The sequence below is a fragment of the Gemmatimonadaceae bacterium genome, assembly GCA_030647905.1.
Lineage (GTDB): Bacteria > Gemmatimonadota > Gemmatimonadetes > Gemmatimonadales > Gemmatimonadaceae > UBA4720.
Map to the genome: position 1 here is coordinate 1 of JAUSJA010000029.1, position 14493 is coordinate 14493.

14 protein-coding genes are annotated in these 14493 nt (G+C 61.4%); 1 reads left to right on the forward strand and 13 read right to left on the reverse strand.

Features of this window, described 5'->3' with window-relative positions; all coding sequences use genetic code 11:
• Window positions 1-128: 128 nt before the first annotated feature.
• The 7 genes from Q7S20_09890 to Q7S20_09920 form a co-directional block, all read right to left on the reverse strand.
• Window positions 129-929, reverse strand: coding sequence for a hypothetical protein (locus tag Q7S20_09890; GenBank protein ID MDO8502141.1), 801 nt, complete (start codon window positions 927-929; stop codon window positions 129-131).
• The gene (locus tag Q7S20_09895; GenBank protein MDO8502142.1) at window positions 922-2679 is read right to left on the reverse strand and encodes a DEAD/DEAH box helicase family protein; all 1758 of its coding nucleotides are present in this window, start codon (window positions 2677-2679) and stop codon (window positions 922-924) included. The genes Q7S20_09890 and Q7S20_09895 overlap by 8 nt, the downstream gene beginning before the upstream one ends.
• A 504-nt stretch (window positions 2680-3183) precedes the next feature.
• Entirely contained in the window at window positions 3184-3630 is a 447-nt protein-coding gene (locus Q7S20_09900; GenBank protein MDO8502143.1) for a hypothetical protein, read from the reverse strand.
• A gap of 819 nt (window positions 3631-4449) precedes the next feature.
• Window positions 4450-4905, reverse strand: a complete 456-nt coding sequence (locus Q7S20_09905) for a hypothetical protein (GenBank protein ID MDO8502144.1) — start codon at window positions 4903-4905, stop codon at window positions 4450-4452.
• Window positions 4906-4948: 43 nt separating this feature from the next.
• Window positions 4949-6172, reverse strand: coding sequence for an AAA family ATPase (locus tag Q7S20_09910; GenBank protein MDO8502145.1), 1224 nt, complete (start codon window positions 6170-6172; stop codon window positions 4949-4951).
• Window positions 6173-6298: 126 nt separating this feature from the next.
• Window positions 6299-7024 (reverse strand): hypothetical protein, encoded by a 726-nt coding sequence (locus Q7S20_09915; protein MDO8502146.1) that lies wholly within the window; start codon window positions 7022-7024, stop codon window positions 6299-6301.
• Between the two features lie 195 nt (window positions 7025-7219).
• Complete coding sequence (locus Q7S20_09920) at window positions 7220-7525, reverse strand: BrnA antitoxin family protein (protein ID MDO8502147.1); 306 nt, start codon at window positions 7523-7525, stop codon at window positions 7220-7222.
• A 707-nt stretch (window positions 7526-8232) separates the two neighbouring features.
• On the opposite strand from Q7S20_09920, the gene Q7S20_09925 reads away from it, so the two are divergent.
• Window positions 8233-9174 carry a dihydrodipicolinate synthase family protein gene (locus tag Q7S20_09925; protein ID MDO8502148.1) on the forward strand — a complete coding sequence of 314 codons (942 nt, stop codon included), beginning with the start codon at window positions 8233-8235 and terminating at the stop codon, window positions 9172-9174.
• A 763-nt stretch (window positions 9175-9937) separates the two neighbouring features.
• On the opposite strand, the gene Q7S20_09930 is transcribed toward Q7S20_09925, so the two are convergent.
• The 6 genes from Q7S20_09930 to Q7S20_09955 all read right to left on the reverse strand — a co-directional run bounded on the left by Q7S20_09930 (window position 9938) and on the right by Q7S20_09955 (window position 14493).
• The gene (locus Q7S20_09930; protein ID MDO8502149.1) at window positions 9938-10321 is read right to left on the reverse strand and encodes a BrnA antitoxin family protein; all 384 of its coding nucleotides are present in this window, start codon (window positions 10319-10321) and stop codon (window positions 9938-9940) included.
• An 84-nt stretch (window positions 10322-10405) separates the two neighbouring features.
• Window positions 10406-10702, reverse strand: a complete 297-nt coding sequence (locus Q7S20_09935; protein MDO8502150.1) for a HigA family addiction module antitoxin — start codon at window positions 10700-10702, stop codon at window positions 10406-10408.
• Entirely contained in the window at window positions 10702-10983 is a 282-nt protein-coding gene (locus Q7S20_09940) for a type II toxin-antitoxin system RelE/ParE family toxin (GenBank protein MDO8502151.1), read from the reverse strand. Before Q7S20_09940 ends, Q7S20_09935 begins: the two co-directional genes overlap by 1 nt.
• A 239-nt stretch (window positions 10984-11222) precedes the next feature.
• Complete coding sequence (locus Q7S20_09945; protein ID MDO8502152.1) at window positions 11223-11726, reverse strand: biotin/lipoyl-containing protein; 504 nt, start codon at window positions 11724-11726, stop codon at window positions 11223-11225.
• The gene (locus tag Q7S20_09950) at window positions 11723-12967 is read right to left on the reverse strand and encodes a hypothetical protein (protein MDO8502153.1); all 1245 of its coding nucleotides are present in this window, start codon (window positions 12965-12967) and stop codon (window positions 11723-11725) included. Before Q7S20_09950 ends, Q7S20_09945 begins: the two co-directional genes overlap by 4 nt.
• A complete protein-coding gene (locus Q7S20_09955) occupies window positions 12967-14493 on the reverse strand; it encodes an acetyl-CoA carboxylase biotin carboxylase subunit (GenBank protein ID MDO8502154.1) in 1527 nt (508 codons plus the stop codon). The genes Q7S20_09950 and Q7S20_09955 overlap by 1 nt, the downstream gene beginning before the upstream one ends.

Sequence of the window (14493 nt, forward strand, 5' to 3'; positions counted from 1 at the left end):
CCAGCAGACTGCCAAGCCCTTTGACTGGAAATACACGCGGCAGGACCTTGCACGACTCCTCGCCAAGCTTGCGCTTCCCAATGCTCCGTTGGTTCGTTGTGCCTAAGATACGTCATCGAATTTCCGAACTAGACCACTAAGTCAGCCGCGTCAGCCTCAGATCCGGTGTCGATGAAACGAGTGATCTGGAAGTCCGCATGGAGTACAACCGGCCTGTGATGCCTGAAGGACTCTTGCGCAGCCATGACCTCTTCCTCCTCCGGCCTCTCTTCAGCGGAGAGCTGCGAGTAGTGGAGCCATGGGATCTTGGGTCGGCCTGACCCGAACCATCGGACCAGGCTATCCGCCTTCTGGTCCGCCAGAGGCGTGTGCGGCAGCACCAGCGCCGTATCGGGCCATTCATGCAGTACGACATCGAGCGGGTGCAAGGTCCTCACGTCCTGACCCCTCCAATCATGTCCAGGATGTCCAGAAACAAACACCGACGGAGGTTGGGACGCCTTCATTAGTGTGACGTGCCACGGATTGTCGAACATGCGATACCGAGCATCGCAGGCGTCCACTTCTATCTTCGTGTCGGTGCCGGACGGAGACCTAGACCAGTAATCGCGGTAAGTACTGAGCGACCTAATTCCGGGGAGAACTGACGCGATCCGAATCCTCATAGGTCCACTGCCCCAGACCGGGCGGAGAATCGCCTTGGGTGGCCAGATGAGCGCCCAGGACCCTTCGCCGTCATGCCTTAGGATGGCATCGACCAGCTTCCGGGCTTCCTCCCACCACTGCTCCGAACGGGTCAGTGCGGACCGCAGGATGAAGTCCCACTGGTCACCTTGGAGTGCCTGTCTTGAATCGATGAGCCCTCCTTCATCGAGGGTCATCTTGCCGCCAATGAGCACGATGGTGGGCCCAGCTGCGTGTTTAGCCATCAGAGCGCTCCAAGGCTGCCCGAAGTTCAGGATTCTCGGACGCGGCGAGCGCGAGACTCTCTGCGTCTGTGCCGGTCAGACCGTTCCTGTCGATGTAGAGCCGGGCGAGCCGGACGAGCGACGGTTCGGCGAACCGACCCTCGGTGTCGGACACCGCGCCACGTTCACCAACCGACTCAAGCGACTGAAATGTGCCTCGCTCGGCGCCCTCGTCTTCCCGAATCTTCACGGACGACGGCCGGCGGTCCGTCCCGATAACCATCGGCGGAGGAAGGAATGCCACCTCATCGGTAATCGTGCGGGCCATGCTGACGAGTGTGTGGTCCGCCGGAAGATAGACTCGGCCATGGTCATCAACATTCGCAGGATCGATCCTCACCACGCGTCCGACAATCTGCCGGAAACTCAACAAGGTCAGCCGGTTGGTCAGATGGACCACGACTCTCAATCTGCGAATGTCGATGCCCTCGGAAACCATGTTCACGGCCACGATCCACGGATCATGCGATCCCCCGAATTTCCTGATCGCGTTTGCTGGTTGCGGGTCGGCGGGATCAAACAGCTTCGAGCAAGCGACAACGGGCCGCCACCCGAGAATCTCTTCGTGCATGAACTCTGCGACCCGATCCGCGTGACTACAGTCAACGCAAACAACCAACCCAGCAGCGTCGAGATCTCCCCGACGCCGCAGGTCGAGTAGGTAGTCATTAGCGTCCGAGAGAAGTAGGTCGGCGATTGAACCCTGGCCCACGTATTCGAGCGCGGTTCTGAGTCGTCTCCGGTCCCCAACTTCGGTGAGCGAGTCATCGAAGCTGACCGTGTGAGTGGCCCCATCCTCGGTCCGGAAAGTCGTCGTGCCGGCTCCGTAGACGAACTGTATTGGACGGCACGCTTGGTCCACCAGAGCGCGGTCGTAGCCATAGCGATAATGCGGTCTCGCTGCTCCTCCTTCGACGGGGACGAACGCAATCGCGTCTTGGTTGGTGCGAAATGGTGTGCCCGTAAGTGCCAAAATGCTCCGGGCCGAGCGTCTAAAAGCCTCCTGCGCGCTTCGACCCCAACCTGAGTCCACACCCACGTGGTGGATCTCGTCAAAGATCACAAGGGTGTTGTGCCCGGGATCGGTGGCATGAGCCAGGAACATGTCCGGTGCCGAGAACAGACTCTGGTAAGTCGCTACGACGCCTGCCCAGCGTTCCCCAATCGGCTGGACCGGCCCCCAGGCTCGCGGGCCAAGCAACGGTATTGTCGGGGAGGCACGATCTGCCTTCGATGCACTGGCCAGCCAACCATCCGCGATCCCGAGGCTCGGCACAAACACCAAGACACGGCTACACGAGTGGTCTTGGAGTAAGCGGTACGCGACCTCCAGCCCGAAGTGTGTCTTGCCAGCCCCAGGACATGCCTCGACCAGAATCGGCTCGGTTGCCAGGCGCGGTAGGATCTCCTTGAGTGCTTCGGCCTGCCAAAGCCGCAACACGCTCTCACCTGGCGCCAGCTTGTCCGGGTTGAACTGCTGCTGGACGACGGCCTGAGGCTCTGAACCTTTTCGAAGATTGCAGCTTCCGCAGAGAGCCTGGCAGTTCGACAAGGTCGTCGGGCCACCTTTGCTCCATGCAACGAGGTGATCTCCGTGCATGAGATCAATCGGGATAGAGCGCTGACAGAGCACGCATATGCGGCCTTGCCGTTCCCAAACCCGGCGCACCTCGGCTCGGGCAAAACTCCGTCGCTGATCTTGGTCGGTCACTTGGTCAACTCGCAGCGCAACGGTGTCTGCCCTCAGCGGGATCGGGGCAAGAAGTCGTAACCAGTGGTCGGCGCGAAATCTCGGACGTCATACGCCCAAGATGCGGCGAACGTCAGATACGCAGCAACTACACCAACACGAACGGCAGCCCCAGCGCGAAGAGCGCTGAGGCAAAGAGCCCAGCCTGTCGGGAGCGACGACAAGGGCACCGCATGCAGCTCGCCCGTCTCCGGATCGACGTAGAACCGGTCATTAGTAACGTGAGACATCCCGAGGAATCTGGCGACTACCCCGGTCGCAAATCAACGTGCAATGGATTCGCGCGAGCGATTCAGACCCCATCGATGCAACGACGACGTCCAGTCCGGCTCCGGCCGGCCCGTTACGTCCCACGCGATCTTCCGGCCCGTGCCGCAAGAGGTCTGCAGCGCGGACCGACCTACGGTACCCTACCTTACACGACGAAGCATGTGCGTGCGCAGGCCCGTCAGCACCAGCGTCGAGTTAGACGCTCTCAGCAAGGCCATGCAAACGGTCGAGCATGGGGTCCGTCCATCGCCGCATATCGTCCCCCCATGCGTCGGACAACGGCGGCACTGGATAGTTGGGATGTTGGTCAGCACGCGTGGGCGTCGGATAGCGTCCGATCCATGTGATGAAAGCGCTCAGCTCATCGACCGTCGCTCTGGCGCTCGTGACGTCCGCATCGGTGGCGAAGATCGGATTGCCGCCGCGATGAAAAACCTCAGTCTTTTCAGCGAGAGCGGACAAGCTGTGACCGGCTCCCTTGGAGACGCCAATTTGCATTAGTTCGGCGAACACAACGTTGCCCGCAGAGTCCGTCTTGGTCTTGAACTGTACCTCGGCCGGTCTGTCGCGAACAATCACGGCTTTGAACGCCGTCTCAAGCGCCAGCGCGTAAAGCATCTTGGCCGCAGACAAATGCGCCATTGCGCGCCTCCATGCTGCATCGGCCTCTACCGGATTGACACCCTGGAGTCGTGCCCAATGTGCTGCCTCGGTGCGGTATCCGGTCCACAGAAGATCAGCGGAGGCGCGAAGGTCAGCGCTCTTACGCAGCCACATCGCGTGATCGCGTGCAAGATCGAGGAGGGTTTGCGCGTTCATTTCACTGAAAGTTGTAGTGCGTCTAACGCCATCGGCATCAGCTGCGGCGCGGAGCGCCGTCAGACTGCATGCCGTTGTTAGTCTGCCCCACCTCATACACAGTTACACCAAAGTTTGTGTGAGCGGCCGGATATACCGTTGTGTAATAAGCGTCGTTTAGGGCCGGCGTCACGGCAAAACCGCCGTTTGATTTCTGTTGGCGCCCTGCTATCAAAACAAAAGCCCGAGAACCTGCACCACTTTCTCCGAGTAGCGTTCGCAGCTTCACACAGTCTGGTTTAACCGGAACCGGTCTACCCATTATTCTGGGATGATACTTCACCTCAAGAAGCAAAGCCCGACGGGCTGAGCGACGCTTCCGAAGGCGAAAGTCCACGCGCTTGTGGTCGCCTCTTCCCCGAATCGTTTTGTCGATGGCGACCTCGCACTCGACATGCCACGACCTGTTTCGGCACACTCGCACGATAGGATCGTAGAGCAGGTACTCCGAATACGCAGGCGAAAGCCCACATCGTGCTTGAAACGTGAGATAGCCGACCAGCGCGTCACTAATCGCCTGGAGAATCCCTTTCGGCCAGTCCTTTTGCATTCAGCGAGTCCTGTTGTATTGCCTGTCTAAGAGCTCGAGTTCAGTTAGAATAACTATTCGAGGCGCAGAATCACCGCATTCATGGGGTCCTTCGAGGCAGCCGGATCCGCGACCTCGACTTGCGGTAGGTACGGGCCGAAAATGGTCCTGATGAATTCCGGAACGGGCGCACCGGGGTCGGCCGCAATGCGGCGAGCGCGCACGGCTTTCGAGAGTCCGGGGTACTTGTTGCACATGTCCGCGTACAGAGCCTCTCCAAGTGAGGCCCGGAGTGTGGCCTCGTATCGGGGATTCAGTTCGACAACGGTGGCGCCGCGCTTGGCAAGCTGCCGTAACCCGTCATTGAACTCTTCCTCCTGAGCCTTCCCAGCCTTCAAGAAGTCGGACGAATCTGTATCGAATGCAACTGTGAGTCGAATACCGAACGACAGGACCACATCGCAGAATGCGGGCAGGTTGCGCTTGCCGCCCACCTCGACGATTGAGATGCCCTCGCGGTGCATCGCCACAGAGAGCCTGTTCGCGTACTCCGGAAGTGCGAGCTTTTCGGAGTCACCCTCCACCAGAATCAACGTGTTTTGCGAAGAAGAGCTCGTTGCGCTCTGGGTCGAATTCCTTTCGTAGCTTTTCTCTGAGCTCGGCCGTTCCCGCCAAGGTTGACCCACGCACCTGCGTGCGGGACGCTGCGTTTCGGCTTACGACGCGGATTTCTTCATACTCAGGAATAGCTACGAAGTACGGAGAGTGAGTTGAGTAGATGACTTGGTTGCTTTCTGCAACGTGCCGAAGCGTGCTGTAGAAGAGCCGGCAACGATGCGGATGCAAGTACATTTCCGGCTCTTCAACCAAGAACACGGCGCCGGCGCGCTTTAGAGATTCGTATGCCTGGAAAATCGCGACTACCAGTGCGTTTTGAGCACCGTCCCCCAGGTCAACTGCGTCCAACTCGTAGGGACCGTCCTTTACCATCAGCCGAATGGCCTTGAAGAAATCCATGGGATCTTGCAGCCCGAAATGCACACTGAAACGTTCAAGGTCGATTTCCGGGTCCCAGCCGAGATTCTCGACCGAGTGACGCTGCAGGAGGTTCTCCAAAAGAACGAACTCTGGTATGCGCAGCACTTGGACCGCCTCGAGCACCTTTTCAGCGAAGACTTCGGCAATGGTGCGCCCCGCATTTGGCGCAGCGGCCTTGCGCTTCTTGACAATCTCGTCAATGTCCTCGAACAGGCGGCGAAGGAGGCTGTACCGTGAGCTGGGCATCTGGGACTCGAGGCGGCGGTCGGCTGGAACGTAAATCACTGGTACCTGGGCCTTGAGCCCTGGTGGGATGTTCGTCAACGGCCTGAATTCAGGCGGCTGACCCTTCCTTGGCGCTTTCGCGAGAATTTGGACCGGCTTCCCCTTCGCGGTTAGCGGCGTCCCCTCTAGACGAAGGTCGCCCTTCTCAGCGTTCGCCGTATTGATCTTGTACCTCGTCAAGTCGAACCGCAGAACCGGAATCGGGACTGGGGCCACATTCTTGAACGCAACAAACGTCGGGGGAGGGTCAAATTCAACTTCAATAAGAACGTCCTTGTCGAGACTGCCATCGATGACGTCCTCAGGCGAAAAGTCGGTTACCCGATGCCATTCCTTTTCGAGTACCATCTTGATCGCGCGCAGGATGTTGGTCTTGCCGCTGCTGTTCTCCCCGATCAACGCGCAGCACTGTGTCGGGAAGAACTCTAGGTCTTCGATACTTCGGAAGTTCTGAATCTTGACCCGCCTAATCACAACAGAAGCTCCGTGTGAATTGGCTGCCACATAACGGATTGCGTTTCAGCTGCGAATTTTCGTACGCCATGCATCCCAGCGCATGGAGGTCGACGCGCGCGGGCGCTTGTCAGCACCAAGCCGGAGTTAAGCACCCTTTACGGCGACATTAGTCTTCAGGCTATATCCCCAGTGCGCGGTTGAGATGACATGTACTTCGCGACACTCGGGGCAGGCAAACTCGTAACCGATGGCGAGCTTTCGATCCTCCACCGGTACCGGCGCCTTACACGCCATGCAGTCAAACTCAGTCGCGATTAGATGAAGCATCACCCCACCGTCAGCCGAGAACTCGACGTAGTGCTCGGCCGCACACAACGGGTCGAGGCAAATGGCACGTTGAGTTGTGCGCGCGCCATCTTCGTTGCAGATAATCAGTGACTCGCACGCAGCACAATTGAACTCGATCGTTCGAGCAAGGCTTAAGTCTGACCGGGACGCTGCAACATGCTCGACTTCCTTGAGGATCTCCAGTAGATCGTCTCTCATCGACGATGCAGCGGCAGCGGTCGCAATCCCTTGCGCTGCCTTCCTCGGTGACGGCACGTGGAGAAAGCTCCCGAGCTTGTTGTAGGCCTTGCGCAGCCACGACACGTTGAATGAGCGATGCTCTCCCAAGTCGATCCACGGGCCTAGTGGAGTACCGTCCTCAGTCGTTCTGGCCATGCGCATCCGCTTGTTCTGCGTTGCCAGCGGCTCGAACTCCAGCAGCGCCCTCATGGCTTGTGGTGGCTGCCATTTGTCGAGGACAGCTGCGGGCAGACGGGGCGCATACAAGCGGAGCTTCTCATAAGCGATGACCTCCATCGCCATGCGCAGTTCGAGGGCAGCGTACGGAAGGTCGCTTTCCGCTCCGGAGGCGAGCAGCGTCGCCGCGCGCGAAGCGTGAGCGCGCTTATTCATAGGGAGTCCCTCGTGGTGTGCCTAACGAATGGCGTTGTGCTGCGGCGCTTCTAACAGATGCGGCCGCGGCCGCTTCCTTACATGCGCCGTCAGCACCAACGTTGGTTAGGCACTATTGCGCGAACGAACGCGACGGCGCTCGGTGCGGACCCGATCTGCAAGGTACATCTTCAGCAGACTCTGATATGGCACGTCGCGTTCGTTTGCGAGCAGCTTGAGCTCGGTCAGCAGTGTCTCCGGCAGACGCACGGAAATCGCGGTCGATGTCGGGCGCAGCTTCGGGAACGTCACGAAGCGCGCCTGCGACCAATCCACGTACTCCGTCGAGTCCGCCGTGGCCCAGAAGGTGCGCTCCTCGTCCTCGGTATTAAAGGTCGGAATCTTCTTTAGCGCGTGCTTTGGCTTGCTCATAATCTCGTCGCTCCTTGCGATTCATGTCCCGCGCAGCCAGCACTCGGATGTGGGTGCTCCGGATCGTGAACACCAGGTGCAGTCTCCGTCCCCCAAGCGTACAGCCTAGCGCTCGCCACCGTTCCTCAGCCTGCGAGTGTTTGACGTCGGCAGACACGAGGAGCGGCTCACCGAAGAACGCCTGCTCGCACTCGCCGGGTTCGACGTCGTGCCGCGTGCGCACCTTCGGTGCGTTCCCGGCGTCCCATTCGAAGCCCTCGCACTCGCCGAGCCTGCGATAAATGCCGTCGTTCACCACGGGAGTATATGCTGTGTATATACGCTTGTCAAGAGCGCACACCGATCGTCGGCAGTGTGCCTAGAAACGCCCTGCGCTTCTGCCGTGAGGCCTGGCGAGGCCGCTGCAATCCATGAATCAAACTACCAAGCGGCGGCGGCATCTCGTCCGGGCGAATGCGTTAGGCGGGCGACACAATGCCTTTCCTCCTTGCCGACTGAGGTTTTCATCGAGAAGATAGGCAAATGCTCAAGGACTGGGTCTTTGCCGTTATTGACCGATGATGGTCGCGTTGGATCGAATGTGACGGCGAGTTCCGGTTGGTAACGCAGGGAGTCGGACGACGCTAATCGAAAGAGGCCGTTTGGAGCGTGCGAGCTGAGGTTGGCCGATAAAGCCCTGCTGGTCATCACATACAACGGACACCACTTTGGCCCCCAACATAGAGCGCATCACCGGCGTACTCTCCCCCGTCGTCACCCCATTCAAGGCCGATCTCTCCCCGGACCCGGAGCGATTCGTGAGGCAGTGCCGCTGGCTGCTCTCCCATAATGTTGGACTGGCGGTATTCGGGACTAATTCCGAAGCGAATTCGCTGGCCGTCGACGAGAAGATCGAGCTCCTTGACCAGCTGGTGAGCGATGGCGTGAACCCGGCTCGGATGATGCCGGGCACCGGCTGCTGCGCGCTGACAGATTCGGTGCGGCTCACGGCACATGCGGTGAAGCTCGGCTGCGGAGGCGTGCTGATGCTGCCGCCCTTCTATTACAAGGGTGTGAGCGACGAAGGGCTCTTCAGGAACTTCGCCGAGGTTATCGAGCGCGTGGGGGACAGCCGGTTGCGGATCTATCTCTACAATATCCCGCCGGTCTCACAAGTGGCGATAACAGTTCCTTTGATAGAGCGGCTGCTCAGAGCGTATCCCGGCATCGTGGCGGGCGCCAAGGATTCCTCGGGCGACTGGAGTAACACGAAGGCGTATATCGACAACTTCGCGCAGCAGGGCTTCGACGTCTTTCCGGGAAGCGAGACGTTCCTGCTCCAGGGCATGCGCTACGGCGGCGCGGGGTGCATCAGCGCTACGGCCAATGTGAATCCGGGGGCTATCGCGCGGCTCTTTGCCACGTGGAAGGCGGCGGATGCAGACGCGCAGCAGCAGCGGCTCAACGAGGTTCGCGGCATCTTCGCAAGGTATCCGATGATACCCGCGCTCAAGGCCGCGATCGCGCATTACAGCGGAGATGCGTCGTGGACGACTGTGCGGCCGCCACTCGTGGAACTGACGAGCGAGCAGAAGACTTCACTTGTCAGCGAACTCGATGGTGTTGGCTTCACGATGCCGGGACTCGAGCGATCAACCGCGGCCGCGTAAGAGACTCAGACATCAGTCGCGGGAAGCTGGCGGCAAGGTTGCGGGGCGCTTGACTCCGCAACGGTAGCCTCAGGCTGCGCAGTGATTTGCATGCATGAGTCAGTACCTCGGCGTATGTCGGTGCATCAAAGTCACTGTCCACCCCAGCCGCAATCGCCAAGACGAGGCGCACGAAGGTCAAGAACCTCGCGAACAACGACGACCGTGGTAGGGTGTCGGACTCCTCCCTGAGCTGCAACGCGCGGCGCGTGATCTTCGGCCTAAACTACCTGATGGGCCGCGCGTTGCCAGCTCCATGCGCCGGTCAGGCGTCACGCCGACCCTGGCGCTTGTGAGCGGGCGCGATCAACGGCTTCTCGCACGACCCGGATGGACGGGAGGATGCCAAGTAACGCGATCGCACCCGCTGACAGCACTTCATGTCCTTCCACCAGCACAGTGAATTCCCCGTAGTGCCCTGACGCGAGCTCAACGGTAAGGGATGGATCCTCGCGAAGCGCAGCTGCCACACGGGCAGCTTGGATCGCGGACAGTCAGTAGGTGCAGCGGCGAATGGTAACCTGCATGCGTGCCCTCCTGTCGCTCAAGGTCGTGTGACGCATAACGCTTTAAGCTAAGAAACTATGTAGGCCTGGTGGCGAATCAGCGCACGAGCCGCCACCGTAGACACTTCACAGTAGCTCTACGGTCGCATGCTCGGACATTGGGGCCTCGACGCACGACGTCTGGATAAGATGGAATAGTCCGCCTAACGGCCTGCGCTTCAGCTGCGGGGTGTACGGCGGGCGCGGCTACCCTTCGGGCTTGGTGAAGGGCCGCGCCCGCCGTGCTTACGCCCCGTCAGTTGCAAGCGCGGGTTATGCTGCCCAGCTGCCGCCTGCTCTTGGCGCACTTGCTCCGCCAGGTAGACCTTGAGCAACGATTGGTACGGAACATCGCGCTCGTTGGCCAACGTTTTGAGGTCGGCCAGCAACGGGGCCGGAAGCCGAAGGGAGATCGTTTCGGTCGAGGGGCGAAGGTTGGGAAACACGGCGCGCTTCGCCTTGGACCAGTCGACGTAGTCCACGGTATCGTGCGTTGCCCAGAACTGGCGCTCCTCTGCCTCGGTCTGGAACTGCGGAATGGACTTAAGGCGCTTCTTGGGCATTCTCTTGCTCCGCGTAAAGCCGGCGTTCTCGTCGGCTCATCTCTCGAGCCATGATGGGCCGGACCAACGTCGCGGGGACATGGCCTACGCGGCCGCGAGCTTCCGAACTCGCAACCGCTTCCGCGATTGCTCCGCATGCCAGAGATCGTATTGCATCTGTTGATGCAACCAGCTCTCGGCCGTCGTGTTGAACGCGATCGATAGGCGAACTGCCATTTCGGGGCTGATGCCAGCCCGTCCGTTCAGGATGGCGGACAACGTGTTCCGGCTCACGTCCAAAGACGCGGCAGCGTCGGTGACGCTGAGATTCAAGGGCACGAGGCAGAGCTCACGAAGGATCTCTCCCGGGTGCGGCGGGTTGTGCATGCGAACAGTCTTCATCAGTGATAGTCCTCGTAGTTCACGTTCGAGACATCCGGCCCGACCAATCGAAAGGTCACGCGCCAGTTGCCACTGACCTGCACGGCCCAGGTGCCTTGGCGGTCTCCCTTGAGGGGGTGAAGATTGAGACCCGGAAGTCCCATGTCCCGAGGCTCCGTCGCCACGCCGAGCCGACCGAGAATCAGCCGGAGGCGTTTGGCGTGTTTGCTCTGGATCCCCGCGGTGGTTCCTCGAGTGAAGAAACGCTCCAGGCCTTTGTGCCTGAACCCGACAATCGCCATTCAGCAGTGTAACGTGTAACGTGGCAGATGGCAACTGAGGGTGGTCTGGCCCAAACCAAGTTCTCACACCGATGGTCGTTGGTTGGCATAACTCTCTATTCACCTGCGCAGGATACTACCCCTGATTCTGCCAACGCAGCAAGACTCGTCGCAATATCTGTTATTCACCGCCCACCCGGTCCGCCGGACTCCGGACGCCCAACCCCCCGCGGTTCAGTGGGATGCCGCGTGCCGTGGTTCTAGCCGTCGAACTCCACCAAGACTGTCCCCTTTTCGACCGCCTTCCCGGGAGCGACGTGGACGGCCTTGACGATTCCCGACGCGGACGATCGAAGCTCATTTTCCATTTTCATCGCCTCCATGACCACGAGGCCCTGACCTGCCTGAACGAGGTCCCCTACCTCGACGCTCACGCGGACGATCAGACCCGGCATGGGAGCCACAACGGGAGCGGGACCGGCAGGACCCGCGGAAGCGGCGGTGATGTCGCGAATGGCCCGCGTCCTCTCGTCAACGGCCTCCCCCCCGAATCGGTATCCGTCCACCCACAGCGTATACGATCCGCGAGCCGTGCCCCTTCGCTCGATGACCCGGTGGACTTCGTCCCCGATGGTCACCAGGCGCACCGGTGTTCCGGCAACATCCTCGACATGGGCGGCGATGGTCTCGCCGCCGAGCGTCACATCCCCGCCGTCAATCACTACCTCGGTCCGCGTCCCGTTCAGATCGACGATGTATCTCATGTCGCCTCGGGCACCAGCTCGCAGACCGTCTCGACGTGAGCCGTCTGCGGGAACATGTCGAAAGGCGCGACCGAAGCGACCCGGTAGCCGGGCATCCGTGCCACGTCTCGCGCCAGGGTGGCGGCGTTGCAGCTCACGTAGACGACTACGCGCGGCTTGACCAGGGCCGACTCGAGCAACTCGGTCACACGCCCGTCGGCACCCGCGCGCGGCGGATTCAGGATCACCGCGTCAGCCGGCAGCGCGGCGGGTAGCGCTTCCTCGACCCGCGCCCGCAGTGACACGGACCCTTCCGGAAGACGCAGCGCACACCACCTCGCGGCATCGCTGTCGAGCTCGATCGCGGTCACCTTCGCCCCTCGCTTCGCGAAAGCGATAGCCGTGTCGCCGGCTCCGGAGTAGGCATCAACCACCGTCTTAGGTGCATGCGCCCAAGTGATTGTCATAACGTGACTTCGAAGCTCGGAAGCAACCTTTTGGTTTACCTGCGCAAATGAGGCTACCGGGGGTTGCAGCGACCGCGGCGGACGCCGGTCACCGATAATCCGGCGGGCACCTTCGTCATTCTCCCACCACACCGCGGCAAGAGATTTCACCGCTCCGAAAAACGCTTCCGCGTTTCCCCATCGAATGCCCCCGGTCACGATGAACGCGGGCCCGTCGCCAGTCATTCGCACGCTTCCACGAAGGCTCTCCACGGGCGGGAAGAACTGCGAGGCGGCGAGAATCTCCCTCCAGGTCGTGACCACACCCCGGTTGGTGATCGGGCAATCGCGGAGAGCGAACACCTTCGCCGGATCGTCGTAGGCATGCAGCCCTGCTATCCATTCACCGCTCGGCTGTCTCTGCATCGTCAGAGTCAGCCTCGACCGGTAGCGCCATTCATCCGGGCTCGATCGGACCTCCTGGACTTCGACCTTTCGCCTGCCGATCCGCTCCATCGCGTCGCGGATGATCCGCTGCTTTGCGCGAAGCTGGGACTGATACGACATGTGCTGGATCTGGCAGCCCCCGCAGCGGTCGCGCGTGTAGTGCGGGCACTCCGGCTCGATTCTCTCCTCCGACGGACGCGCGATGGTCCGGAGCGTCCCGCGCGCAAACGAGCCCTTGCCGCTGATACGCGCGGTGACCAACTCGCCGGGCGCGGTGCGCGGAACGAACACCACCAGGCCATTGCTCCGCCCCACACCGTCGCCGCCGGCGGCGATCGAATCGATCTCCAGAGAAATCATCTGAGCCATCAGCGAAGCCCTTCGAGGCGCGCCGCGTGCTCCCACGGCGACACGGAAATACGACCAGGCGATGACTCCGGGGCCGCACCAGTGCCGTTGCGCACCGCTCCCCGGTTGCGATCGCGATCGGCAAAGAGGGCCGCCGCGATCGCCGCCGCGCGAGCCGCATGCGCTGGGGGGGCGATCGCGGTCAGGCTCGCGAGCCGGCGCTCGAGCCACTGGACCTCGATCTCGCCGCGCCGGAACTCGTCGTCCTCCATCAGGCGCAGGTGGAAATCGCGCGATGTCTCCACGCCCTCTATCGTCAGCTCGAGCAGCGCCCGGTGCATTCTCTCGATCGCCAGCGCACGCGTCGGCGCCCACACGATCAACTTCGCCAGCATCGGATCGTAATGAAGCCCTACCTCGCTCCCCATCTCGATGCCGCCGTCCCATCGCACACCAGGCCCGCTCGGCAGGTGCAGGTAACTAATGCGCCCGGTGGACGGAAGAAAGCCGTTGGCGGTGTCCTCGCTCGTGATCCGGCATTCGATCGCAGACCCGCGAGGCACGATGTCCTGCTGTTTGAACGGCAGCCGCTCGCCCGACGCGATGCGGAGCTGCCACTCGACGAGATCGATGCCGGTCACGAGCTCGGTCACAGGGTGCTCGACCTGCAGCCGCGTGTTCATCTCGAGGAAATAGAAGCGCCCGTCGCCATCCAGGAGAAACTCGCACGTACCCGCATTCACGTATCCCGCAGCCCGCACCGCGCGCACCGCGGTCTCTCCCATCGCGCGCCGAAGCTCGGGCGACACGGCGACGCTCGGTGCCTCCTCCAGCATCTTCTGATGCCGGCGCTGCACCGAACACTCCCGCTCGCCGAGCGAGAGGACGTTACCGTGCATGTCGGCAAGCACCTGGATTTCGACATGGCGCGGGCCCTCGATGAACTTCTCGACGTAAACCGCGTCATCGCCGAAAGCGTTCTTCGCCTCGCGGCGGGCCGCCTCGAGCGAAGACACGAGCTCCGACTCAGCGCGCACGACGCGCATCCCCTTCCCGCCTCCACCTGCCGCCGCTTTCAATAGAATGGGGTATCCGTACTCCTCGGCGACAGCGCGAGCAGCATCGGCATCCACGAGGGCCTCCGTCGTTCCGGGCACGACCGGAACTCCATTCTGCACCGCCAGCGTCCGCGCGGCGGTCTTGCTCCCCATCGCCGCGATCGCCTCGGCAGGCGGCCCAACCCAGATGAGCCCCGCATCCATCACTGCGCGCGCGAACCATTCGCGCTCGGAAAGGAATCCGTAGCCGGGATGAATCGCGTCGGCGCCGAAACGCTTCGCCGTAGCGATTATCGCGTCGCCGAGGAGATAGCTCTGGCTCGAAGGAGGAGGGCCGATGTTCACCGCCTCATCGGCCTCGCGCACGTGCGGCGAATGCGCGTCGGCATCGCTGTAGACGGCGACGCTCCGTATCCCCAGCTCGCGGCACGCCCGGATGATGCGGAGCGCAATCTCTCCGCGATTGGCGATCAGCAGCTTACCGATCAT

Coding starts and splice junctions, on each gene's coding strand:
- Q7S20_09890 (MDO8502141.1), bottom strand. CDS start 929: ATGGCTAAACACGCAGCTGGGCCCACCATCGTGCTCATTGGCGGCAAG.
- Q7S20_09900 (MDO8502143.1), bottom strand. CDS start 3,630: ATGGCGCATTTGTCTGCGGCCAAGATGCTTTACGCGCTGGCGCTTGAG.
- Q7S20_09915 (MDO8502146.1), bottom strand. CDS start 7,024: ATGGCGATGGAGGTCATCGCTTATGAGAAGCTCCGCTTGTATGCGCCC.
- Q7S20_09920 (MDO8502147.1), bottom strand. CDS start 7,525: ATGAGCAAGCCAAAGCACGCGCTAAAGAAGATTCCGACCTTTAATACC.
- Q7S20_09930 (MDO8502149.1), bottom strand. CDS start 10,321: ATGCCCAAGAAGCGCCTTAAGTCCATTCCGCAGTTCCAGACCGAGGCA.
- Q7S20_09935 (MDO8502150.1), bottom strand. CDS start 10,702: ATGAAGACTGTTCGCATGCACAACCCGCCGCACCCGGGAGAGATCCTT.
- Q7S20_09940 (MDO8502151.1), bottom strand. CDS start 10,983: ATGGCGATTGTCGGGTTCAGGCACAAAGGCCTGGAGCGTTTCTTCACT.
- Q7S20_09945 (MDO8502152.1), bottom strand. CDS start 11,726: ATGAGATACATCGTCGATCTGAACGGGACGCGGACCGAGGTAGTGATT.
- Q7S20_09950 (MDO8502153.1), bottom strand. CDS start 12,967: ATGGCTCAGATGATTTCTCTGGAGATCGATTCGATCGCCGCCGGCGGC.
- Q7S20_09955 (MDO8502154.1), bottom strand. CDS start 14,493: ATGATCGGTAAGCTGCTGATCGCCAATCGCGGAGAGATTGCGCTCCGC.